23 protein-coding genes and 1 tRNA gene are annotated in these 22555 nt (G+C 37.3%); 9 read left to right on the top strand and 15 right to left on the bottom strand.

What is annotated here, in order from left to right; genetic code table 11:
* The first annotated feature begins 220 nt into the window (after positions 1-220).
* Positions 221-964, top strand: a complete 744-nt coding sequence (gene fabG, locus ACSZOX_RS09080) for a 3-oxoacyl-[acyl-carrier-protein] reductase (RefSeq protein WP_437919567.1) — start codon at positions 221-223, stop codon at positions 962-964.
* 193 nt (positions 965-1157) lie between these two features.
* A complete protein-coding gene (locus tag ACSZOX_RS09075; protein ID WP_437919566.1) occupies positions 1158-2138 on the top strand; it encodes an acyl transferase in 981 nt (326 codons plus the stop codon).
* Between the two features lie 4 nt (positions 2139-2142).
* Here ACSZOX_RS09075 and ypfJ read toward each other — a convergent pair whose 3' ends face one another.
* Positions 2143-3006, bottom strand: coding sequence for a KPN_02809 family neutral zinc metallopeptidase (gene ypfJ / locus ACSZOX_RS09070; RefSeq protein ID WP_437919565.1), 864 nt, complete (start codon positions 3004-3006; stop codon positions 2143-2145).
* Between the two features lie 116 nt (positions 3007-3122).
* Here ypfJ and ACSZOX_RS09065 point away from each other — a divergent pair, with 116 nt between their 5' ends.
* Entirely contained in the window at positions 3123-3701 is a 579-nt protein-coding gene (locus tag ACSZOX_RS09065; RefSeq protein ID WP_437919564.1) for a PhnA domain-containing protein, read from the top strand.
* A gap of 46 nt (positions 3702-3747) precedes the next feature.
* Here the strand turns inward: ACSZOX_RS09065 and ACSZOX_RS09060 are convergent, their stop codons facing one another.
* From ACSZOX_RS09060 to ACSZOX_RS09050, 3 genes are read right to left on the bottom strand one after another with little or no spacing between them, the layout of a single operon-like run.
* Positions 3748-3912, bottom strand: coding sequence for a hypothetical protein (locus tag ACSZOX_RS09060; protein WP_437919563.1), 165 nt, complete (start codon positions 3910-3912; stop codon positions 3748-3750).
* Positions 3890-4111: a hypothetical protein gene (locus ACSZOX_RS09055; RefSeq protein WP_437919562.1), complete on the bottom strand. Its 222-nt coding sequence runs from the start codon at positions 4109-4111 to the stop codon at positions 3890-3892. The genes ACSZOX_RS09060 and ACSZOX_RS09055 overlap by 23 nt, the downstream gene beginning before the upstream one ends.
* Positions 4083-4730 (bottom strand): hypothetical protein, encoded by a 648-nt coding sequence (locus ACSZOX_RS09050; protein WP_437919561.1) that lies wholly within the window; start codon positions 4728-4730, stop codon positions 4083-4085. Before ACSZOX_RS09050 ends, ACSZOX_RS09055 begins: the two co-directional genes overlap by 29 nt.
* Before the next feature lie 110 nt (positions 4731-4840).
* Here ACSZOX_RS09050 and ACSZOX_RS09045 point away from each other — a divergent pair, with 110 nt between their 5' ends.
* Positions 4841-6847 carry a M13 family metallopeptidase gene (locus ACSZOX_RS09045; RefSeq protein ID WP_437919560.1) on the top strand — a complete coding sequence of 669 codons (2007 nt, stop codon included), beginning with the start codon at positions 4841-4843 and terminating at the stop codon, positions 6845-6847.
* Between the two features lie 41 nt (positions 6848-6888).
* Here the strand turns inward: ACSZOX_RS09045 and ACSZOX_RS09040 are convergent, their stop codons facing one another.
* Positions 6889-7335 carry a DoxX family protein gene (locus ACSZOX_RS09040; RefSeq protein ID WP_437919559.1) on the bottom strand — a complete coding sequence of 149 codons (447 nt, stop codon included), beginning with the start codon at positions 7333-7335 and terminating at the stop codon, positions 6889-6891.
* A 269-nt stretch (positions 7336-7604) separates the two neighbouring features.
* Between ACSZOX_RS09040 and ACSZOX_RS09035 the strand changes: the two genes are divergently transcribed.
* Positions 7605-8090: a PaaI family thioesterase gene (locus ACSZOX_RS09035; RefSeq protein ID WP_437919558.1), complete on the top strand. Its 486-nt coding sequence runs from the start codon at positions 7605-7607 to the stop codon at positions 8088-8090.
* 205 nt (positions 8091-8295) lie between these two features.
* On the opposite strand, the gene ACSZOX_RS09030 is transcribed toward ACSZOX_RS09035, so the two are convergent.
* The 9 genes from ACSZOX_RS09030 to ACSZOX_RS08990 all read right to left on the bottom strand — a co-directional run bounded on the left by ACSZOX_RS09030 (position 8296) and on the right by ACSZOX_RS08990 (position 18028).
* Positions 8296-9054 (bottom strand): MlaE family ABC transporter permease, encoded by a 759-nt coding sequence (locus ACSZOX_RS09030; protein WP_437919557.1) that lies wholly within the window; start codon positions 9052-9054, stop codon positions 8296-8298.
* A gap of 29 nt (positions 9055-9083) precedes the next feature.
* Complete coding sequence (locus ACSZOX_RS09025; RefSeq protein ID WP_437919556.1) at positions 9084-9326, bottom strand: hypothetical protein; 243 nt, start codon at positions 9324-9326, stop codon at positions 9084-9086.
* A 21-nt stretch (positions 9327-9347) separates the two neighbouring features.
* A complete protein-coding gene (locus ACSZOX_RS09020) occupies positions 9348-9932 on the bottom strand; it encodes an outer membrane beta-barrel protein (protein ID WP_437919555.1) in 585 nt (194 codons plus the stop codon).
* Positions 9929-10651, bottom strand: coding sequence for a hypothetical protein (locus tag ACSZOX_RS09015; protein WP_437919553.1), 723 nt, complete (start codon positions 10649-10651; stop codon positions 9929-9931). The genes ACSZOX_RS09020 and ACSZOX_RS09015 overlap by 4 nt, the downstream gene beginning before the upstream one ends.
* Positions 10652-10878: 227 nt before the next feature.
* Positions 10879-14052, bottom strand: a complete 3174-nt coding sequence (locus ACSZOX_RS09010; protein ID WP_437919552.1) for an efflux RND transporter permease subunit — start codon at positions 14050-14052, stop codon at positions 10879-10881.
* Positions 14053-14070: 18 nt separating this feature from the next.
* Complete coding sequence (locus tag ACSZOX_RS09005) at positions 14071-15129, bottom strand: efflux RND transporter periplasmic adaptor subunit (protein WP_437919551.1); 1059 nt, start codon at positions 15127-15129, stop codon at positions 14071-14073.
* 117 nt (positions 15130-15246) lie between these two features.
* The gene (locus ACSZOX_RS09000; protein WP_437919550.1) at positions 15247-16593 is read right to left on the bottom strand and encodes a TolC family protein; all 1347 of its coding nucleotides are present in this window, start codon (positions 16591-16593) and stop codon (positions 15247-15249) included.
* 24 nt (positions 16594-16617) lie between these two features.
* Positions 16618-17223 (bottom strand): TetR/AcrR family transcriptional regulator, encoded by a 606-nt coding sequence (locus ACSZOX_RS08995; protein WP_437919549.1) that lies wholly within the window; start codon positions 17221-17223, stop codon positions 16618-16620.
* A 142-nt stretch (positions 17224-17365) separates the two neighbouring features.
* Positions 17366-18028, bottom strand: a complete 663-nt coding sequence (locus ACSZOX_RS08990) for an NUDIX hydrolase (RefSeq protein WP_437919548.1) — start codon at positions 18026-18028, stop codon at positions 17366-17368.
* Positions 18029-18195: 167 nt separating this feature from the next.
* Here ACSZOX_RS08990 and pfkA point away from each other — a divergent pair, with 167 nt between their 5' ends.
* From pfkA to gap, 3 genes are read left to right on the top strand one after another with little or no spacing between them, the layout of a single operon-like run.
* Positions 18196-19179: a 6-phosphofructokinase gene (gene pfkA, locus ACSZOX_RS08985; RefSeq protein WP_437920103.1), complete on the top strand. Its 984-nt coding sequence runs from the start codon at positions 18196-18198 to the stop codon at positions 19177-19179.
* A gap of 8 nt (positions 19180-19187) precedes the next feature.
* Positions 19188-20036: a hypothetical protein gene (locus ACSZOX_RS08980; RefSeq protein ID WP_437919547.1), complete on the top strand. Its 849-nt coding sequence runs from the start codon at positions 19188-19190 to the stop codon at positions 20034-20036.
* A 4-nt stretch (positions 20037-20040) separates the two neighbouring features.
* Positions 20041-21036 carry a type I glyceraldehyde-3-phosphate dehydrogenase gene (gap, locus tag ACSZOX_RS08975; protein ID WP_437919545.1) on the top strand — a complete coding sequence of 332 codons (996 nt, stop codon included), beginning with the start codon at positions 20041-20043 and terminating at the stop codon, positions 21034-21036.
* Positions 21037-21110: 74 nt separating this feature from the next.
* On the opposite strand, the gene mnmA is transcribed toward gap, so the two are convergent.
* Positions 21111-22202: a tRNA 2-thiouridine(34) synthase MnmA gene (gene mnmA / locus ACSZOX_RS08970; protein WP_437919544.1), complete on the bottom strand. Its 1092-nt coding sequence runs from the start codon at positions 22200-22202 to the stop codon at positions 21111-21113.
* 199 nt (positions 22203-22401) lie between these two features.
* Here mnmA and ACSZOX_RS08965 point away from each other — a divergent pair.
* Positions 22402-22477: transfer RNA gene (locus ACSZOX_RS08965), tRNA-Phe, on the top strand.
* Positions 22478-22555: the final 78 nt, after the last annotated feature.

The raw sequence follows: 22555 nt of genomic DNA, 5'->3' as shown, positions 1-22555 counted from the left end.
AATTAACATTCGAATTGGTTTTTATACAATGAAAATGTCAAAATTCTTTCATTATTACTGTCATTTTTTTAAGAATTAAGATGCCTTTGACCCTATCCTAACGGTGTTTGTCCTTTTTGAATAAGACGATGCATCAAGGAAAATGAAAAATAAATTCGTGATATTTTACAGATATTTAACATTTTTGTGGGATTATTTGAAAAGGAAACTATTAGATAAAATGAAATTACTAGAAGGCAAAACAGCGCTTGTAACTGGAGCATCTAAAGGTATCGGCAGGAAAATTGCTGAAGTTTTTGCGCAACAGGGAGCAAACGTTGCATTTACTTATCTTTCTTCTGTCGAGAAAGGTGAAGCACTAGAAGCAGAACTACAGGCTTTTGGAACGAAGGTGAAGGGCTATCGCTCCGATGCCTCAAAATATGTTGAAGCGGAAAAGCTTGTGGACGATATTGTAAGTGAATTTGGAACATTGGATATAGTCGTTAATAATGCGGGTATTACAAAAGATGGTTTGTTGATGCGCATGACAGAAGAGAATTGGGATGATGTGATAAATATCAATCTTAAATCAATTTTTAATGTCACAAAGGCAGCTTCCAAAGTGATGATGAAAAATCGTAAGGGGTCATTTATTAACATGAGTTCTGTCGTTGGTATTCAGGGAAATGCAGGACAAGCGAACTATGCGGCGTCAAAATCGGGTATTATCGGTTTTTCTAAGTCGGTGGCACGCGAGTTGGGCTCTCGTAATATTCGGACTAATGTCGTAGCACCAGGTTTTATTCGTACGGAAATGACTGATGTGCTTGACCCTAAGGTAGTCGCTGGATGGGAAGCAAATATACCATTGAAACGTGTTGGTGAGCCTGAAGATATTGCTAATGCATGTTTGTTTTTAGCATCAGATTTATCTTCCTATGTCAATGGGCAAGTTATCGCTGTTGATGGAGGAATGATTTAAGATTCTCAAAAATTTAAATCGCAGTAAAAGGAAGCTATAGAGCTTCCTTTTACTTTAGGAAAAGAATCTATTTTTAGATATTCGTACACGGGGTAGTTTCGAACTTTCCTACAGTAATATGGTGAAAGCTTTTACGAATAGTTGGAAAAAAGTAGTGCTGACGATAAAATTGCATTAACTTTGTATTTCCAACATGATTATGCAGGATAATATATTTTCTATCCAAAATGAATTGGATTTTAATACAGCTGCTTTAGCTGTATTTAGATTTCAGTACGAACATAATGTGGTGTATAGACGCTTTGTCGACTATTTACATACCGATTTAAACGCGGTGTCTCATTATACAGAAATTCCTTTTTTACCAATAGAGCTATTTAAAAGTCAACAAATCGTTGCTTCTGAGGAACCCGCTGTTATTACATTTACCAGTTCAGGGACTACAGGGATGATTACGAGCAAACATGAAGTTGTCGACATTTCTTGGTACGAGCGATCTTTCCGTTCTTGTTTTGCGCATTATTATGGCAATGTAGAGGAGATAGCTATACTTGCTCTTCTCCCCTCTTATTTAGAACGCACCGGTTCTTCTTTGATCTATATGGTCGATGATTTAATTCAGCAAAGTAGACATAAAGCTTCTGGTTATTTTCTTTACAATCACCAAGATCTTTATCAGACCCTTCTCTCTTTGAAAAAAGAGGGTGTGAAGACTTTGTTAATAGGCGTTACTTATGCACTACTTGATTTTTGCGAAAGCTATTCGTTGAATTTTCCTGATTTAATGGTAATGGAAACTGGGGGTATGAAGGGAAAACGAAAGGAAATGGTCCGGGAAGAATTGCATCATACACTTTGTGAGGGGTTTGGCGTTTCTTCAATTCATTCGGAGTATGGTATGACAGAGTTGTTGTCCCAAGGTTATTCCTTTGGAGCTGGAGTTTTTCAATCTCCAACTTGGATGAAAATACTTATTAGAGATACAAATGACCCTCTAAGCTTATTAAAAGATCAAAAAACCGGAGCAATTAACGTTATTGATTTAGCGAACTATTATTCTTGTTCTTTTATCGCGACCCAGGATTTAGGTAAGCTTAATTCCGACAATTCTTTTGAAATATTGGGCCGTTTCGATAATAGTGATATTCGGGGATGTAATTTACTGGTTCAATAATTTGTTATTTTAAATCTGAAGCACTAAAGGTATCCCCTTCCGAAATATCCCCCGTATCATATCCTTTCTTGAACCAATCCATACGCTGCTTTGATGTGCCGTGTGTAAAGGATTCTGGATTGGCATGACCAAGGGCTTCTTCTTGAAGACGGTCATCACCAACTGCTGCTGCTGCATTCATGCCATCTACGATGTCTTGATATGTGAGTTCAATTGTACTGTAGTTCTTTAGATGATGTGCCCAGACACCAGCGTAAAAGTCCGCTTGAAGCTCGGTCATGACAGAAATTTTATTGGATTCCTTTTCAGATAAATGCATGCGTGAAGCATCTGTTTTCCGTAACACACCAAGTACATTTTGCACATGATGCCCGACTTCATGCGCGATAACGTAAGCCAAAGCGAATTCGCCTTTTGCACCATACTTTTGAGATAGATCTTTATTAAAACTGAGATCTAGGTAGATTTTTTGGTCACTAGGGCAGTAAAAAGGTCCATAACTAGCCTTGCCGACTCCGCAGCCTGCAGTCTCTGTGCTTCCATTATATATCGCTAAACTCGTTTCTGGATACGTTTTGCCTTGTTGTTTGAAAATATTATTCCATACATCTTCTGTACTCGTCAAAACTACATCCGCAAATTCAATGAGTTTATCTTCTTCTTCTGTTGATTCATAAGCACGTTCGGATATTTCAGGGGTCGTATTTTGTTGTAATTGGTTCAAGAGCTGTTCAGGATCACCGCCAAATAGTAGCGCGATGACAACTACAACTATACTGCCCACTCCTCCTAAGGTGAGTTTTTGCCCTCCTGTCATACCTCTTCTATCTTCGATATGACCACTTTTACGACCGCCTTGCCATTTCATAAGCTTTGGTTTATTAACAATTCAATATTACAAAATAATATGCTGATTTAGTAAGTTGAATCAAAAAACCTTTTCTCGATAAAAAACTGTAAATTCGCGTTCCAAAAAAACAAGATATGTCGTTGATAGTTCAGCTTTTGAATCGAAGTAATAATAGTTGTGAATTGTGTGGTTATACGGAAAATTTGACGACCTATGTTGTGCCGCCAGAAACACAAGAAACTTTTGATAATTCAATATTGACTTGTCAAAAATGTTTAGATCAGATTGAAAAAAAAGAGCAGATGGATAGCGAGCATTGGCGTAAGCTTTCAGAAACAATGTGGTCAGAGTACACACCTGTCCAGGTGGTAGCGTGGCGATTACTTAGCCGTTTGCGCCATGAGGGATGGGCCGCGGATAATTTAGATATTCTTTATCTCGATGAGGAAACTCTTGCTTGGGCAAAAAAAACGGGTGATCATGAGCAAGACAGTATCGTACAGTTTCACGAAGACTGCAACGGAAGCCGGCTGTTTGAAGGGGATACAGTAGTTCTTGTCAAAACGTTAGATGTTAAAGGCTCTACGCTATCGGCTAAATTAGGGACGGTTGTAAAAAATATACGGTTAGTACAAGATAATCCAACACAGATAGAGGGTAAAGTAGAAGGACAAACTATTGTTATTCTTACGAAATATTTGAAGAAAGGATAGAAAGATTTTTCGGAGATACTATGCTTATTGAACAAATATTAATTATCTAAGTTCCAATGGAAATACTGCGCAGTGGCTTCAATGTTTTCATGTAGGTAGCTGAAGTTAAAATCAATATAATCGGATTGGCAAGCTTCAATATCCGAACAACAAAATCGACGATTAATAGTGAAGTATAGTCTAAAACTTCATATCGCGCTATCGTTTTCATATTTTAATAGTTTTGTTTTTAAGTCATTGAGCATAGGAGCACCATCCCGATCGCTTAGATTTTCAAGCACAAAAGTCTGTATTGTATTGATTTGTTCTACAGAAAATAAATCAAGAAGAGAATCACCTGTAGCCAAGAATTTTGCAAAAATTAGATGAGGTACCGGCAGTTTAATTGTAATTTGATTCGTTGTATTCATAGTTTATTATTCTAGTCAGACTGGAGTGTGTAGGATACTTTTTTTCTAGTATTTCATGATATCTATCCTTCGATAAAGAAATATACTCCGCAATCGCATTGAATACACAAAAATGAAGCAATGGAATAGATTGATGACAGAGTGTACTGTCGAAAAGAATCCCATCTTTATTTGAGGTAATAGAAAATGGTTTTTTCGTATTTTTACGAAGACTGATTTTTGGAATCATAATCCGAAAATATTCTTCCCATTTAGCAACTTCCCTGGAAATTTCTTGAAGAAGTAATTGTTTTTCTATCTCTTTTTGATCTTTCGCTGAAATCTTATCCCCTTTGACGTAACAATGTATGATATTTTCATAAAAAAAGGGCTGTTGCGGATGTAATAATCTGCGCACAGGCCATTTGCGGCCGAATACACCTATTGGTTCCACGGTAAAATCTCCTTGTACCAACGCCCCAGTTGCTAGCAAATTTTTAATCGACCATTTTAATTCATCTTTCGAAATATTGCCCGATACTAAAATTTCCTTATGGTCACTATCCCAACGATGTATTTCAATACCTTCGGTAGCTTTTACTATAATTTTAATCTTTTGACCGTCAACTTCCCAAATCATCGCGAAAAATACGCAAAATAACCTATTTTACCATGTAATCGTTACCAATTTTCCTCACAACTTTTGCTATGTTTGCATAGGTAAATTAAAAAACAACAAAATAAAAACGTATGAAAAAATTTCTTGCTATGGCGGCTATTGTAGCTGCGTCAGGAGGATTTCTATTTGCCCAAGAACATCAGGCTATTAATTTATCCTACATGGATAAATCGATACGTCCTCAGGATGATTTCTATAATTATGTCAATGGAAACTGGATGAAGACGGCAGAAATTCCTTCCGATAAAGCGCGGTGGGGATCGTTTGATGAGCTTGCTGAAAATACGGACATCGCCGTTCTAAAGATTTTAAAAGAATCATTAGGTCAGAGCTTTACAAAGGGATCGGATGCCCAAAAAATTGCCGATTTGTACAAATCTTTTGTGGATTTTGATGCTAGGAATAAATTAGGTACTAGCCCGATTAAACCTTATCTGGATAAAATAGATGCAATAAAAAGCCTTAATGATCTTTATGCCTATTTGTTAGAGGTTGGTCCAGAAGGTGGGAATCCATTTTTTGGCGCCTATGTCTATGCTGATATGAAAAACAGTAATAGTAATACAGTTTATCTTGGAGGTGGTAGCTTGGGATTGGGTCGCTCTTATTATCAGAAAGTTGACGAGAAGAATACAGAAACATTGGGACAATATGCAAACTTTATCTCTAGTTTATACAGCAAAGTTGATCAACGTACACGTGATTTAAAAGGTCCTAAAATTGTTGCTTTTGAAAAGCAAATTGCGTCTTTTTTACAGACTATTGAGGAGGAGCGTGACGTGCAAAAGCAATACAACCCAGTTGCTGTAGCCGATTTGGGAACGTTGGTTAAAAATGTAGATCTTTCGAAGTATTTTAAACAGCTGGGATTTACTGCTGACACTGTTATTATTAGTGAGCTAAAGTACTACCAAAACTTAGATAAAATCGTATCCAAAGAGAACCTTCCTCAAATTAAGGAATATCTAAAGTTCAACATCATGAACGATGCGACGGGCTATCTAACAAAGGATTTGGATGAGTTGGCATTCGATTTCTACGGTAGAAAACTACGTGGACAAAAAGAACAAAGAGCGTTAGAAAAAAGAGGTTTGTCTTTTGTAAATGGGTCTGCAGGTGAACTTCTAGGAAAATTGTATGTAAAAGAAAACTTCCCTCCTGAAGCTAAAGCAGCTTGTGAAGAGATGGTTCAGTATCTTATCAAGTCGTTTACAGTACACATCCAAAATTTAGATTGGATGTCGGATGCCACTAAAGTAAAAGCGATAGAGAAACTCTCCAAGTTCACGGTTAAGATCGGTTACCCTGATAAATGGAAGGACTACTCTAAATTGACAGTAGGCAATTCTCTATTTGAGAATGTTCGTAGTTTAAGCCGCTGGTCTTTTGAGAAGAACTTAGCAAAGCAAGGTCAGCCAGTAGACAAATCGGAATGGGGAATGTCTCCACAAACGGTGAATGCTTATTATAATCCGATGTTCAACGAGATCGTTTTCCCTGCTGCAATTTTACAAGTGCCTTTTTATGATTACAAAGCGGATGCTGCAGTTAACTTCGGAGGGATTGGTGCAGTAATTGGTCACGAATTGTCACATGGTTTTGACGATCAAGGATCACAGTTTGACGGTAATGGTAACATGCACAACTGGTGGACTGCAGAAGATAAAGAAAAATTTGATGCTGCAGGTGATGCATTGGTAGCACAATTTGAATCTTTTCAACCTGTTCCAGGCGTATTTGTAAACGGTCGATTTACATTAGGTGAAAATATTGGAGATTTGGGAGGTTCATCGGTCGCATTCGATGCATTGAAAATGTATCTGAAAGATAAGGGAAATCCCGGGCTAATTGATGGTTTTACACCAGAGCAACGTTTCTTCCTTTCTTGGGCTACTATTTGGCGTTCTAAAACAACAGAAGAGTACATTGTAAATCAAGTAAAAACAGATCCACACTCCCCTGCTCAATACCGCGCCTTTGCACCTATTATCAATCTTGATGCTTTTCACGAAGCATTTGAGACAAAACCAGGTGATAAGCTGTATAAAACAAAAGAAGAACGTATCAAAATTTGGTAGTTTAAAAAAAAGAAGAGGCACTTTAGAGTGCCTCTTCTTTTTTATATCGAACGTCGATAGCCCGGTTTGTCCATCATATTATCTAACGAATATTTTCCTGACCCTACGATAAGAAAAGCAAATAACAGGAATAAAACAATCAATGATAGCCAAAACTCAGAATTTAAAAAACTAAAGCCGTGCGTGATGTTCACAAAAAACACAGCACCAAATAATATGGGAAGCTGAATTAATACTGCGAATCGAGTTTGGAGTCCCAACATAATAAATAGGCCTCCAACCAGATGCGCAAAAACTACATAATGAACAGCTGACCAGATGGACAACTGAAAATGAGTCTGGCGAATAAGCTCTGCCACTGTATCGCGATCACCAATGAAGCTAATCCCTTTTGCAAATAGAATAACTCCCAATAAGATACGTAACACATCAAGCCAACGCGGATGGTGATTGTCTCCCCAGCGTTCAATTTTTTGGACAAGGTTCATAATAGCCTCCTTTTTTTGGTTAAGAATAAATTTATATTCAATGTTGCCATTTCTTTGGCTTTATAATGAGGTTTACAACTTTTACCAGCAAATATCATGCTGGAAGTTTTTTTCGAAATCTTTACTCGTACATTTCAACTGCAATTTTGTCCAATTCAGCTTATTTTATTTCCAGTTGAGAGTGATTAATATCTGAGCATTAATTCATAATTATTACATTTATTAAAACGCCTTTCATAAGGTATTATGAATGCATTAAATCGAATAAAATGTCTGAAAGAATACGTACATATAAATGGGAAGACCCAACGACGTCGGTAGTAAAGTTAAAAGAAATGACAGGATTAGAATATCTAAAATCTGTATTAATTGGCGATTTACCTTTGCCCCCATTCTTGAATACCATGGATATGGTTCCTGTATTAGTAGAAAAGGGAACTGTTATTTTTGAATTTGCACCACGAGAGTTTCATTACACACAAATGGGATGTGTTCACGGAGGAATGGTATCTACCGTACTCGACACGGTCATGGCTTGTGCACTTCATTCTACACTTGAAAAAGGAATTGGCTTTGCAACATTAGAATTTAAGGTAAACTTTTTACGTCCTGTAAGGCAGCAAAGAGGAAAAATGCAGGCAGAGGGTAAGATTATCCAACTTGGTAGTACTATTGCATTGATGGAGGCGAAACTCATCGATAAAAAGGGGCGCTTGTATGCCCACGGAACTTCGACTTTTCTGATTCGAAAATAGGAATAAGTAATATAACGTATTTCCAATAGTTAAATTAAGTCAGTAATAGTATTGGAAATATGTTTTGGTTGTTTTAACAATAATAATACCACGATCTACCGACGTTTTTTATATTCCTTGATAGTGTCTATCATTTTATAAGAATATACGGTCTTGCTGTGAAATGATAAGGATCTTATATCCCGTTTCAGTTGCTTTTGTAAAATTAATTGAATACAGAAAGGAATTGCACAATAAGTAACTCTTCAATAAAAACCAAAAACATCGAAGAAACTACGGCTGAATTGGAGGCCTTCCCTACTCCCTGAGTACCATTTTTTGCGTAATAGCCAACATAACTACTTGTTAGGCCAATGGTAAAACCAAACGTCACAGCCCGGAATACCATCGCCCCTAAATCTACAAATTTCAAAATCCCAAATACCTGTGTAAAATAAGCTAAAATACTCATCTGATCTTTTTCCGCGATACTAAAATATCCCCCTAAAAGACCTAACATAGCCGCATAAAAGCAAAGAATAGGAATCATTATCGTTGTAGCGACAACACGAGTAGAAATTAAGAATTTGATTGGATTAGTTCCAGAAACTTCCATTGCGTCTATTTGTTCCGTTACCTTCATCGAACTTAATTCCGCACCTATTTGCGAACCGATCTTACCAGATGATATAAGTGCTGTTACCAATGGGGCGAGAGCTCTAACAATAGCGATAGATACCATGGCTGGGATCATTGCCGTTGCCCCAAATTTCGCTAAAGATGGTCGCGATTGCATGGTGAATACGATGCCAACAATGAAACTAGTCATACCTATTAAAGACATCGACTTCCAGCCTATTTCATAACATTGTCTAACAATCTCTTTAAACTCATATGGTGGCAAAAATATCTCGCGACAGCTCTTCTTAGTAAACTGGAAAATCTTAGAAAGTTCCATTAGAAAGCTCTCAATTCTTTCGTTCATGAATGTAGTGGCATTTTAGTGATACAGGCTTATTTTGGATCTATTTGTTTTGCCTGCATGAAGCTCAGATTGAAACCTTTTAAACGTAGTAAATTTAGAATTAATTCTTCCACGCGACCTTTTGCGATGAAAGACATTGCTGAAATTCCATCTTGTAACTCGACGGAAACAAGTTGCAGGTTCGACACATGCTTGCTCAAATATTCGGTCATCTCTATTCTACGAGCGATCAATTTAGGGCATACTGAAAAAGTTAGTAGATACAATTTCATTTTTCTTAGAGCTAAACGCAATCAAATCAATATCCAACGTATGCCGAACTGATATTGTTCGATTACGGCATTCCAATTGCCTCCAACTCTGGTCGATTTAGAAACTCCGCGATATCGAAAATAAAATTTGCCAAGTTCAGCTCCTAAACTATAACCTAATCGATTTCCACTTTTGAAAGCCGGCTCATCGTTGTTCAGGCGATATTGTTGATCATTAATTAATTTATTAAATTCAATTCCGCTTAAAAGTGCAAAAGCAGGTGTTATTTTTAATTTGAACAAAACAGGTAAATTAAAAAATTGTAAACTTTTGTTTCCCTTTTGAATGCCATCCTCTCTATTGCTGGTTTCATCATTCGCCCGTATTCGGGTGAGATTGAATGAAGGTTCTGCCTGTATAGCCATATGCTTATGGAAACCAATGGTTAAAGTCCCTCCTGCTTGGAAACCTAATCGTCTTGAGGAACGAAAAGAAACGCCATCTGCATTAGAAAGATTACCACCTAAATTGATACCTACATTTACTTGCGCTGAAGCAGATAAACTAGCTAGCAATAGAATAAATGTAACTCCTAATCTACTGTGTTCACGGATCAATTCAATCATGCGTTAAGTGCGATTTTATTCGAATGTTCACCAGATCCTTGTGGTATAAGGGCAAAAGCTTCGGCATTTTTAGGAAAAAGAAAAATAAGTAAGAATAAAGTCGTAATACCCGCTTCTAAGATTTCCGCATTTTTTCCCGAAGGAATTAATGAAATAGAAACAAAGAGAATAAGGCAACTTACAATTTGATAGCGTTGAGGTATTGGAATACCGGACATATCGATGAACTCTCTCCATTTTTTATTTTTCTTATGAACTACAGGAAGTACAAGTAAATAAAATGCCATCAATACCGTTAAGAGTTGCGAAAAGATAATTTTATTTATCTTTTTATCCCCGACCACCATATTGTGTAAATTAGTTTCTCCTTGTGCATTATGTTCAAGAAAGAATGTAGAACTTTCCACATTAAATATGCGTTGTCCCCAACTTATTTCTTCTCCAGCTACAAATATGGAAAAGCATGCGATGAGTATGCTGATTACTTTAAATTGCCACGGTTTATGTTTATTCAATTTGCTGTAAAGGAAGACCGCATAAAATGTAGCCACAATTAAAGGGACTACCGTCCAGTTCTCGACAAAACCGTCTTCAACCGCATAAATATTTTCAAACCAAGCAACATCTATTCTCGATATTACAATTCCGGCACTCACCAATGTTGCTGTAAAAATCAACGTCAGTAATTCAATTATTGATAATTTGACTGGCTTTAACATGTGTCAAAATTAAGTAAGTTCTCTGGTTTTAATTATTGACTTTTGTAATATTTTGGTCAGTAATTTTGTTTTATGTTCGATGACAAAAAAGTACATCGTCCAAGACGTTAAAGCAATACCATGGGAATTGAATAGTTGAAATATACCTGTGGGGAACCGTTTAAAATCCAATAAAAAAGGGCTATCCAACATTTGTGGACAGCCCCTTTCTTTTGTTATCGCTATCGTTAATGTTTAACGTCCATTTCGTCAACAAAATCATCAGCATGTACATAATCAGCAGAAATTAGTTCTGCATATTTTACTTTTTCCTTGCTTCCAAAACGACGACCTAAGCTGTCAAAAATTGAATAAACGACCGGTACAACGACAAGAGTAAGGAATAATGAAGACAAAAGCCCACCAATAATGACAATAGCAAGACCTCTATTCATATCGGCTCCATCACCTGTTGCAAGAGCAATAGGCAACATACCTATGACCATGGCAATTGTTGTCATCAAAATAGGGCGGAAACGCACATGATTTGCAGCGATTAGGGCATCATATGTACTAGAACCATTATCTTTTTTATGGTTTGCAAAATCGACCAACATAATCGCATTTTTAGCCACTAAACCAATTAACATGATAATACCTAAGATGGTAAAGATGTTTAAAGATTGATTAGTTAATGCTAAGCCAAGTAGCGCTCCGATAAATGATAACGGGATAGAGAAAAGTACAACGAAAGGTGTCACAAAACTATCGTATAATGCAACCATAACTAAGTAAACGAGCAAAATGGATGCTAACAATGCCACTCCTAAACTCCCGAATCCTTCTTCTTGGTTTTCCATGTTTCCTCCCCATTTATAAGAAACACCTGGTTTAAGTTTGACTTTTTCGAATTCTGTCTGCCAATCAGATGCCACGGTACCTGTCGGACGACCAACAACCTGCGCCTGAACGGAAACAGAAGGCGATTTATCACGACGCTCCAATAAGCTTGGTCCTGAAGTATATTCAACATCTGCAAATTGTTCTAAACGCATTGCCTGTCCATCTTTATTGATAAATTTCAAATTCTTTACATCATCAATACTTCCACGTCCAAATTCTTCAAACTGAATGTTTATATCATACTCTGTGTCACCAGCACGGAATTTTGTATCATCATTTCCAGAAAAGGCAGTTTGCATCGTCATACCAACAGTGGATACATCGAGCCCAAGTTTTGTCATCTTATCACGATCTACTTTAACACTAATTTCCGGATTACCATCTTCTGACGTCAATTTTACCTCCGAGGCACCAGGAACATTACGAAGTAGTTCTTCGAACTGACGAGCTGTTTCCAATGCATCTTCTTGAGATGATCCTATAATAGTTAAAGACAACGGAGCCTGTTCTGCCCCCATGATACCCATGTTTACAGTTTTTACTTTCGCTCCCACTAATACATTCTCCATTTCACGTTTCAGCTTCGCTGAATAGACTTTAGTAGGCTCTTTCTGGTTGAAGCCGTCCTGCAGAATGATTTGGATTTCGGATTTATACATGGATCCAGAAGTACTCATTGTACCATCAGAAGCCTGACCTACTGTTGTAATAGTACGCGCTATCTCAGGTTTTTGTGACAAATAGTTCTCGGCCTTCTGCGTCATGAAGTTTGTCTGTTCCAATGACGCATCTTTGTTCATCTCTATTTGTAAGTAAAATTCTCCTTTATCATTTCCCGGGAAGAAATCAGAACCTATATAACCTTTGCCAACCAACATGAAAGAAGCGACAAGTAAAACCAATGAGAGGATCAATACCAACACTTTATTGAGTCGACTTTTAAGAGCCCATTCTAATAGTCCGCTTATCCAATGTGTTAAGGCTGTCAAGCCTGCTTCGAAACCGTAAAGAATACGTCCAAAAAAGGTTTTCTTATCAATATGAGTCAATTGTCCCATTCTCGAATAAAGCCATGGAACAATAGTGAAAGATACAAGTAAAGAAAGCAATGTGGATACCATAACAGTAACACAAAACTGACGTAAGATGTCCGAAACTAATCCTGACGACATTGCAATCGGTAAAAATACGACTACAATAACCAACGTAATTGCCGATACAGTGAAACCGATCTCTTTTGCGCCATCAAAAGCTGCACGTACCTTATTTTTTCCCATTTGCATATGACGGTGGATGTTTTCGATAACCACAATCGCATCATCTACGAGAATCCCTACTACAAGTGAAAGCCCTAGTAAAGACATAAGGTTCAACGTATACCCTAAAGCATTTAAGAAAATAAATGTAGCAATCAACGATAGAGGAATCGCAACAACAGCAATAAAAGCATCCCGTAAACTATGCAAGAAGAACAACATGATGAATGCAACTAAGGCTATCGCTATCATCAAATCATGCACCACATTGTCAGCAGCTGTTAAGGTATACTCCGTCGTATCATTAGCAATTTCCACTTGCACACCCTGCTCTTTATAATCGTTTTGAACAGTGCCGATTGTTTTTTGGACAAGTTCCGAAACCTCAACTGCATTCGCATCTGATTGTTTGAAAACTTGAAGAATGATGGTATTCTGGCGATCTAAACGTGCTATCTTTTCAACGTCTTTAATCCCATCTTGCACATCTGCAACATCGCTTAAGCGAATCTGAATACCTTTAGGTGTAGTAAGAGGTAGATTTCGCAATTCATCTAACGATGTAAATTTACCAGATAAGCGTAAAGTCGTTTGATTGCTTCTTGTTTTTACATTTCCTGTTGGAAAATCAAGATTTGCAGCGGCAATCGACTGTTGAACCTGAACAATAGAAAGGCCGTATCCCTCGAGCTTCTCAGGACTTACACTGACCTGTATTTCACGTTCTTCACCACCAATCATATCTACTTTAGCGACACCGTTAATACGAGCGAAAATGGGTTGAATCTTTTGATCAAGTAGGTCGTAAAGCTCCTTTTCTGTTAACTTGGACGTTACAGATAAATTAATGATAGGAACATCATCAATCGAAAATTTCGATAAAGCTGGTGTTTCTACATCATCTGGCAACTCATTTACAACTGCATTGATTTTCCGTTGTGCATCTGTCAGTAGAAAATTGACATCAGCCCCTGTGTTCAAAGTAATCATTACGACCGAAACAGATTCCATGGATTTAGATTCGATCTTTTTGACGTTCTCCAAACTTGCAACAGCGTCCTCTATAACTTTAGTTACCGATGTCTCGACCTCTGATGGTGCAGCGCCAGGATAAACAGTTTGAACAGTGATAACATTCACTTCAAATTTGGGTATCAACTCATATCCCATTTGGGTATAAGAGAAAATACCACCAAGCGTAAGTATAATAAATAATACTATAATTATACTTGGTCGTTTTATAGATATTTCAGATATTTTCATGTAATAGGATTGCGATAACTACTTAATAATTTCAACAGGAGTACCATCTAATAAATTGATTTGTCCAGATGTGATAACTTGCGTTCCTTTTTCAAGTCCAGAAACGATTTCTATATAGTCACCAAAACTTCTTCCTGAGACTACTTTCTTTAATACAGCTTTACCGTTTTCTATGGAAAAAATTTGATTTGAGCTGATACTTCCGACAAAGGCGCTGCGGGGAACAGTTAAAAGTTGCATAGTAGTTTCGCTACCAAAATAAGCGGTGCCGTACATTCCAGCTTTTAGGTCGTTGGATGAATTATTTTGAATTTCTAGTTCTACAGGGAAGTTCAGGCTAGCGTCGCCTTTTGGCGCGATGAATTTTACAATACCATTGAAAGTCTTTCCTGCAAGTACTGCTGATTCAACTTTAATTGATTGACCGATCTTTACTTGACCAATATTTTTTTCATCAACATTGATCATAAGTTTCAAGGTAGAAATATTAACAATTTCAAACATCTCAGTACCTGCGTTTACATAAGAACCTGGTTCAATTTTTCGACTGTTTATAACCCCAGCAAAAGACGCCGTCACATTCAAATCAGATGCAGATAGCTCCGCTGTCTTCAAGTTGTTTTTCGCATTTTCCAACTGCAGTTTAGCCTGATCTACTTGCTGTTGTGTTACGCCACCTGAAGCATAAGCACTTTCAAAACGAGCAAGTTCTGACTTCGCATTATTGTAATTTGCTTGCGCATTATTAACATTTACCGATTGTTTATCTCCATTTACAATTGCCAATGTTTGCCCCGCTCGTACAAAATCGCCCTCATCTACCAATACTTTAATAACTCGTCCTGCTGCTTCCGCTGCAAGTTTAACTTCTTGTTTAGGTGCAAAAACCCCATTTGTGATATATTGGGTATTTACGTCGCGTAAATCTACTAAATCTGCTCGTATAGCAACTGCAGCATTTTTCTGCGCTACAACAGCAGTTTGTTGTTCGTTTTTCGCCTTATTCTTGTTTAATAAAAACATGATTCCTGCTAATGCAGCAGCTATAATTATGACAGCGATTATTACTCGTTTCATATGTAAATAATTTGTTTTTTTAAGTTGATATGGAATATCCAGATTATCTTCGATGGGCCCTTCAGGGTTAATTTCATTCGTGTTTTACGATAATGGACATTTCATATGATAAGTTAGTTATTCGTTTACTAAAGATTTTAAATTTCCGTTTGCTTTAATTAAAGCGACCTCGGCAACTTTGTAATTTAATAAGGCCGTGTTGTAGTTTGTCTGTGCGTCAGCGTAAGAATTTTCCGCATCGAGCAGATCCGTTAAAGTAGCTAATCCATTGCGATAGTTATTTTGCGTATTCTCTAAAACTTCTTTTGCAAGTTTTACATTCGCGTCGCTAGAGTTTATGGTCAACAAACTGTTTTTAATCTGTGTTCTTGCATTATCGTTTGCCATGTACAAAGCGAGCTTGGTGTCTTCAAGATCAGCCTTTGCTTGCATGATAGCTACATTTTTTTGACCAATTTGAGCTTTCGTTTTTCCTCCATTGTAGATTGGAATAGATAGATTGAGGCTAAGGCCAGAGAAACCAGACCAAGATACATTAGAATTTTGAGAAAAAATCGGGAAAGCCGGTCCCATTCCAAGATAACCTAAATTTCCGGAAAAGGAAAGTGTTGGATAATAGTCAGCTAATGTTGCTTTTTTATCCAATTCAAGAAGCTCTGTTTGCTTTTCTAAAACACGTATTTCGGTACGGTTTTCTATAGTGTTGTTTTGCAAATCTGCTACTTGAGGATTTATTGCAAAGGTTTCTGACGGAAGTTCAACATCTGCTGAGACATCCATACCAATAGCAAATTTTAAAGCATTTTCTTGTATCTGTGAAGTATTTATAGCTTGTTGAAGTTGAGCTTTAAGGTTGTTTACTTGTACTGTTGTTCGATCTAAATCTATACGCTTAGCAAGTCCTGCTTCAACTAGACCTTGAATAACTTGGCGGTTTTTTTCGGTGTTTTGCAAATTTGATTCTACAGTTTGCTCTTGCAGTCGCGATTGAAACACCTGATAATATGCAGTAGCCACTTTTTCGATTAATTGCTCATCAGTCAAATCTTTGTTGATTTGATAAAATTCTCGTGTTGTACTCGCCGCTTTTAGACCTGTAAATAATGCCTGATTGAATATCTGCTGATTTACACTTAAAGTTGCGTTGGACTGCCATTTTTGGCCAAAGGCGACCATTAGCGTTTCTCCTGGCCTACCTAACAACTCTCCTGGCAGTGCGCTTTGCTGGAGCATCGGATTGTACGTTAATGTACCTGCACCAGAAACCTGAGGTTTGGCACCTGCCCTCACCTCATCAATTTTATACTGTGCATTTGCTATGTCAAGTTTTGACTTCTGCGCCTCCACTTTATTCTCCAAAGCAAATTTAACAGCCTGTTGCAGTGTCAATGTTTCTTGAGCTTGTAGATGGCTCCAAGAAAGAAGTATGCCTGCGGTTAAAACACTCAAAAATTTAAAGTTCATTTTTGAAAAAAATTATCTGTAAAATTAGTTTTTGTTTATTATCTTATTGTTAAATATAAATTTAGTAGCCTGCTTCTGGCTCTCTAAAATCTCTTCGACATTGCGACTATTTGGCATGCCTGAAATAACATCACCTACGCTACACAAAAGACTTAGCCCCTTAATAACATGAACATAGGATGCTGCATCCGCTTGAACATCATCTAACAATACTTCTCTTGCTTTAACAGCTCGACCAAATAAATCAGACATCAGTTCAATGTCTTTTTGATGTAAAGCTTCTAGGATAGTCCCAACGCCTTGTCCTTTGATCCACTCTAAATTTTCGCTAATGTGCAATACATAATATTCTTTGAGGAAATCTGCACGAACTTCTAAGAGGTTATTTAATGTATTTAATAAATTACCATCGTAGGTTTCTAAAATACCGTATTCCCTATTGACAATTTCTTCTGATATGTGAACAAGTACATCCTTTATCAACGAATCTTTGTCCGGGTAATAGTAATATAGATTTGCTTTGGTAATATTTAAATCTGCTGCAATCTCGCTCATGGTCGTTTTACTGAACCCATAATGTGCGAATCTTTTAAGTGCAACCTGAATAATATGGTCCTTTTTGTTCTCCATTTTTACCTTTGTACTTTCTGACTTTTTTCAAAAAACGTTCAAAAATAAAAAAAAGAGCAATACATACCAAGCTACAACTCAAAATGAATTGTAATTTAATAGTAAATTAATACAAAAAGATATCTATCTGGTTTTCTAGCGCTTACTCTACGCCTAGTTGTTTAAGGAACTTCCTTTTGTCGAATTTATATAAACGCGCTGCTCGATACGACACCCCCTTCTGAACTTCTTGCAATTCTTTAAGAAAGCCTGAATTTGCAATTTTCTTCCGAAAATTTCGTTTGTCTAGCGTCTTATCTAAGATCGCTTCATACACCTGTTGTAGTTGTGTCAGTGTAAATTTTTCGGGGAGCAATTCATAGACTGCTGTTGAATAGTTAATACTGTACTTTAATTTTTGAAGACTTTGTTGGATAATCTGGTTATGATCAAAGGCTAACTCTGGGAGTTCGTTAATAGCAAACCATTTCGCCTGCTTCATATAAGATGTAATAGGTCGAATTTTGGATTTGACATCGTCATATTTTACAATCGTTGAGAAAGCAACAGTCATAATTCTACCTTGGGGATGTCGTTTTACGCCTGCAAATGCACCCAACTGTTCCATAAATATATCTTTTAGCCCCGTATGCTCGTAAAGGATACGTTTTACAGCATCCTCCATTTCCTCTTCCTTTTCTACGAAAAAGCCGGGTAAGGCCCACCAATCCTTGTAAGGATATTGGTTTCTTTCTGTAAGTAACACTTGTAATTTTCCTTCATTAAAGCTATAAATAACACAGTCTATGGTAAAATGGGTCTGCAAAATAATCTCAAATTTTAAGTAAAGTGTAAATAGTTCAAAGATGACCTGTCTGCTAATTTCTTTACAAACTTTATCAATTATATTACAATAATCTAAAAAAAGCAAAAAAAAATTTAATAGTGTAAAAAATACACACTATATTCGTAATACCTAAAATGATTAATCGAGTGGAAGAAATAACAAGAATAGGTGTTTTTACTTCCGGAGGTGACTCTCCGGGAATGAATGCTGCAATTCGCGCAGCAGTAAGAACAGCCTTGTACAATGGAAAAAAAGTAACAGGTATATATCACGGTTACCAAGGAATGATTGAAAACTCCATGTTTGATATGGAGAGTAAATCGGTGAGCTCTATTATTCAACAAGGAGGTACAGTTCTAAAAACAGCACGTTGTTTAGAGTTTAGAACACCTGAAGGGAGAGCAAAAGCTTACGAAAATCTGAAAGCAGCAGGTATTGACGCGTTAGTTGCTATTGGTGGAGATGGCACTTTTACTGGTGCGGAAATATTTTCTAGAGAATATGATATCCCAGTAATGTGTATCCCTGGTACAATTGACAACGACCTAAATGGTACTGATTTAACAATTGGCTATGATACTGCAAACAATACAGTTATCGATGCTATTGATAAAATCCGCGATACAGCAGCCTCTCACAATCGACTCTTTTTTGTTGAAGTAATGGGTAGGGATTCGGGGTGTATAGCGTTGAACGCAGGTATTGCAGGTGGTGCAGAGGCTATTTTACTTCCTGAGAAGGATACAGCAATTGAAGAATTGATTGAGATGCTGGCTCATGGCGCTGACCGGAATAAGTCATCTATGATCGTAATTGTTGCAGAGGGTGATAAAAATGGTGGAGCTTCTAACGTCGCCAAACGTGTCAATGAAAAATTTGATTATTTTGACATAAAAGTTAGTATCTTAGGGCACTTACAACGAGGCGGAGCACCAAGTAGTGCAGATCGCGTTTTAGCTACACGTATGGGCTACGCAGCTGTTAATGAGCTGTTGAAAGGAAACTCAAGAGCAACTGTCGGTATTCGTGGGTCTGAGATTGTAACAACTCCGCTCGAGGAAGCCTTAAGTAAAAAAGAACTTAAGTTGAACGAGGATTTGGTGGAGATTGCAAAAGTAATGGCTATTTAAAGAAGAGTATGATTGTAGTTGTTTTTAGTGGTTCTAGGTATGCTGACTGGAGAATTGCGGACAAAAGTCGTGTATTGCACGGTTTTCGTACTGCAGGTATCAATTCTTATATACAGGATGAGCGGTATATCCTACAACTGTTGAACAAAAGCAACCATTTAATAAATAATGCAGAAAAAATAAGGAAGATTTATTTTTTTGGAGCAGGAGCTTCTTCACCTGAACGGCAGGAAAAAATTGAAATAATTTTTTCACAGTTTTTTAAAAATGCGAAGATAAAAGCGAGCCATGATGTGCTTGCTTCTGCTATTTCCACATTTGGTGACGAGAAAGGAATTATCGGAATTATAGGAAGTGGTTCAAATGCTGCGTTTTATAATGGAAAGAAGCTTATGCCTAACAATTATGGTTTAGGGTATATATTGGCTGACGAAGGATCTACGAATTGGCTTGGAAGACAGTTGTTAAAGGATTTTTTGACCGACGTGATGCCTACTGGTATCCGTGAGAAACTCCTTCATAAATATAATTTGGACCGCCGACTTATTCTAGACCGTATCTACTATAACCCTAATCCTAATCTTTTCCTGACAAGCTTTGCGGACTTTATTTACGAAAATAGAGAAGAGACATATTTTGCACAGCATATAAAAAAGGGATTAGAAGTTTACATTAAAACCTATCTCCTACCTTTGGCTGAAACATACCCCGACAATCTTTTTAATTTTACGGGATCTGTCGCTAGCAATTATGCCGATGTGCTTCGTGAACTGGGAGCAGAATATGGCTTACATATTGGTGACATAATCAAAGAGCCAGTTCAAAATTTAGTAAAGTATTACATTAATAAAAATTAATAAAATGAAAATTGGAATTAACGGATTCGGTCGTATTGGCCGTTTAGCATTCAGAGCAGCGATTACACGTAGCGACATCGAGATTGTTGGAATCAACGACTTGGTAGAACCTGACTACTTGGCTTACATGCTTAAATATGATTCTACACACGGTAAATTTGATGGTACTGTCGAGGTAAAAGATGGTAACCTTATCGTAAACGGACAAACGATCCGTATCACTGCAGAAAAAGACCCTTCTAATTTGAAGTGGGATGAAGTTGGTGCTGAAGTAATTATCGAATCTACAGGCTTCTTTTTAACGCAAGAGTTAGCGCAAAAACATATTGACGCTGGTGCAAAAAAAGTCGTAATGTCTGCGCCTGCAAAAGACGATACGCCTACATTCGTAATGGGTGTTAATCACAAAGAATTGAAACCAGAATATACAATTGTTTCAAATGCATCTTGTACTACAAACTGTTTAGCTCCTGTAGCAAAAGTATTGAACGATAAATTTGGTATTATTGAAGGTTTAATGACCACTGTACACGCTGTTACTGCTACACAGAAAACAGTAGATGGTCCTTCTGCGAAAGATTGGAGAGGTGGCCGTGGAGCTTATCAAAATATAATCCCTTCTTCAACAGGCGCTGCTAAAGCTGTAGGTTTGGTTCTTCCTGAATTGAAAGGCAAATTAACTGGTATGTCTTTACGTGTTCCTACTGCCGATGTATCTGTAGTTGATTTAACTGTACGTTTGGAAAAAGGTGCTTCTTATGAAGAAATCAAACAAGCTATGAAAGAAGCTTCTGAAGGCGAATTAAAAGGTATTTTAGGATATACTGAAGATGAAGTTGTTTCTACAGATTTCTTAGGTGATGCACGTACTTCAATTTTCGATGCTAAAGCTGGTATTTCATTGAATGACAACTTCGTGAAAGTTGTTTCTTGGTATGACAATGAGTGGGGATACTCAAACAAAATCATTGATCTTGCACAAGAGATTGCTAAAATCTAACGAAAAGATTCATAAAATAAAAAGAGGGATGTGTCATGCATCCCTCTTTTTTATTTATAACGAAATTTAACGTTCTACTTCATCAAAAAGCCACCTCCAAGAAGATCATTTCCTTCGTAGAACACTGCGGATTGTCCTGGTGCTATTCCTTTTACTTGATGTGTAAAGTCTACTTGCATAATATTACCTTGTTGAGTCAATATAGATTGCGCTCCAGCATCTTTGTAACGTATTTTAGTAACCGCATTTAGTGGCTCGTCCAATGATGCGTATTTTACCAAATTGATATCCCGAACAAATGCTTGGGACTTTTCAAGTTCATGCTCTTCTCCCAAAACCACGGAATTACTTTCAGGCAATATTTCGATAACAAACATGGGTTTTCCAAGCGCAATTCCTAAACCTTTCCGTTGACCGATGGTGAAGTATGGATAGCCTATATGTTTTCCGACTACAGTTCCATCTGATAAAATAAAATTACCAGGACCTATCTCTTCATCCAAAGCTGGTCTCTTGTGACGTAAAAATGCTCTATAATCGTTATCTGGCACAAAACAGATCTCATAACTTTCCGATTTGCTAGCGAGCTCTTCTTGTCCCATTTCCAATGCCATTTGACGGATTTCTTTTTTTGTGAAATTTCCCAGTGGAAATTGTGTTCTGGCTAGATTTTCTTGGGAGACCCCCCATAGTACGTAGGACTGGTCCTTATTTTCATCCCGACCTTTAGAGATAACATAACGTCCATTGTCATGCATGCGAATATTTGCATAATGTCCAGTGGCTATGAATTCACAATCCAACTTATCTGCACGTTTCATTAATGCGGACCACTTGATGTGCGTGTTGCACAAAACACAGGGATTCGGTGTGCGACCTGCGATATACTCATCAACAAAATTATCGATTACATAGTCACCAAATTCATCGCGTATATCCAATATATAGTGAGGAAAGCCATATCCAACGGCAAGTGTTCTCGCATCGTTGATACTATCTAGACTACAACAACCAGTTTCTTTTGATGAGCCACCAGCTGATGCATAGTCCCAAGTTTTCATAGTAATACCAATAACCTCGTAGCCTTGTTCGTGCAGCATAACAGCTGCAACGGAGCTGTCTACCCCACCACTCATTGCTACCAAAACTCTACCTTTTTTACTCATATCATTTTTGTGAAGTGCAAAGATAGCGTATTTGGATTATTGCAGTGTTTATTTGATGTAATTTTATCTCAATCAGAATCAATCAGTTGAAAAAAGCATTAAAAATAATTGCAACAAAAGTTTTAGAATTCGAAAAAAGAACCTAGATTTGCATCGCAACAAAGGAAAAGAGGGGTTTAAATGAAGAGTTGTTGTAAGAGGTGCCATAGCTCAGTCGGTAGAGCAAAGGACTGAAAATCCTTGTGTCGCTGGTTCGAATCCAGCTGGCACCACCAAAAAAATCTGAAAGTAACAGATTAAAAACAAAAACTTAAAGGTGCCATAGCTCAGTCGGTAGAGCAAAGGACTGAAAA

The organism is Sphingobacterium sp. LRF_L2 (assembly GCF_965644235.1).
Classification (GTDB): Bacteria; Bacteroidota; Bacteroidia; order Sphingobacteriales; family Sphingobacteriaceae; genus Sphingobacterium.
The sequence above is the reverse complement of the archived record's forward strand: the minus strand, read 5'-3'. Positions and strand labels throughout refer to the sequence as shown.

What these genes read in the sequence shown, in the direction of transcription:
- ACSZOX_RS09055 (WP_437919562.1), bottom strand. Translation starts at nt 4,111, where the DNA reads ATGAATACAACGAATCAAATTACAATTAAACTGCCGGTACCTCATCTA.
- ACSZOX_RS09040 (WP_437919559.1), bottom strand. Translation starts at nt 7,335, where the DNA reads ATGAACCTTGTCCAAAAAATTGAACGCTGGGGAGACAATCACCATCCG.
- ACSZOX_RS09075 (WP_437919566.1), top strand. Translation starts at nt 1,158, where the DNA reads ATGATTATGCAGGATAATATATTTTCTATCCAAAATGAATTGGATTTT.
- ACSZOX_RS09005 (WP_437919551.1), bottom strand. Translation starts at nt 15,129, where the DNA reads ATGAAACGAGTAATAATCGCTGTCATAATTATAGCTGCTGCATTAGCA.
- gap (WP_437919545.1), top strand. Translation starts at nt 20,041, where the DNA reads ATGAAAATTGGAATTAACGGATTCGGTCGTATTGGCCGTTTAGCATTC.
- ACSZOX_RS09020 (WP_437919555.1), bottom strand. Translation starts at nt 9,932, where the DNA reads ATGATTGAATTGATCCGTGAACACAGTAGATTAGGAGTTACATTTATT.
- ACSZOX_RS09060 (WP_437919563.1), bottom strand. Translation starts at nt 3,912, where the DNA reads ATGAAAACGATAGCGCGATATGAAGTTTTAGACTATACTTCACTATTA.
- mnmA (WP_437919544.1), bottom strand. Translation starts at nt 22,202, where the DNA reads ATGAGTAAAAAAGGTAGAGTTTTGGTAGCAATGAGTGGTGGGGTAGAC.
- ACSZOX_RS09010 (WP_437919552.1), bottom strand. Translation starts at nt 14,052, where the DNA reads ATGAAAATATCTGAAATATCTATAAAACGACCAAGTATAATTATAGTA.
- ACSZOX_RS09045 (WP_437919560.1), top strand. Translation starts at nt 4,841, where the DNA reads ATGAAAAAATTTCTTGCTATGGCGGCTATTGTAGCTGCGTCAGGAGGA.
- ACSZOX_RS09030 (WP_437919557.1), bottom strand. Translation starts at nt 9,054, where the DNA reads ATGAACGAAAGAATTGAGAGCTTTCTAATGGAACTTTCTAAGATTTTC.
- ACSZOX_RS09050 (WP_437919561.1), bottom strand. Translation starts at nt 4,730, where the DNA reads ATGATTTGGGAAGTTGACGGTCAAAAGATTAAAATTATAGTAAAAGCT.
- ACSZOX_RS09000 (WP_437919550.1), bottom strand. Translation starts at nt 16,593, where the DNA reads ATGAACTTTAAATTTTTGAGTGTTTTAACCGCAGGCATACTTCTTTCT.
- fabG (WP_437919567.1), top strand. Translation starts at nt 221, where the DNA reads ATGAAATTACTAGAAGGCAAAACAGCGCTTGTAACTGGAGCATCTAAA.
- ypfJ (WP_437919565.1), bottom strand. Translation starts at nt 3,006, where the DNA reads ATGAAATGGCAAGGCGGTCGTAAAAGTGGTCATATCGAAGATAGAAGA.
- ACSZOX_RS09025 (WP_437919556.1), bottom strand. Translation starts at nt 9,326, where the DNA reads ATGAAATTGTATCTACTAACTTTTTCAGTATGCCCTAAATTGATCGCT.
- ACSZOX_RS08980 (WP_437919547.1), top strand. Translation starts at nt 19,188, where the DNA reads ATGATTGTAGTTGTTTTTAGTGGTTCTAGGTATGCTGACTGGAGAATT.
- ACSZOX_RS09065 (WP_437919564.1), top strand. Translation starts at nt 3,123, where the DNA reads ATGTCGTTGATAGTTCAGCTTTTGAATCGAAGTAATAATAGTTGTGAA.
- ACSZOX_RS08995 (WP_437919549.1), bottom strand. Translation starts at nt 17,223, where the DNA reads ATGGAGAACAAAAAGGACCATATTATTCAGGTTGCACTTAAAAGATTC.
- ACSZOX_RS09035 (WP_437919558.1), top strand. Translation starts at nt 7,605, where the DNA reads ATGTCTGAAAGAATACGTACATATAAATGGGAAGACCCAACGACGTCG.
- ACSZOX_RS09015 (WP_437919553.1), bottom strand. Translation starts at nt 10,651, where the DNA reads ATGTTAAAGCCAGTCAAATTATCAATAATTGAATTACTGACGTTGATT.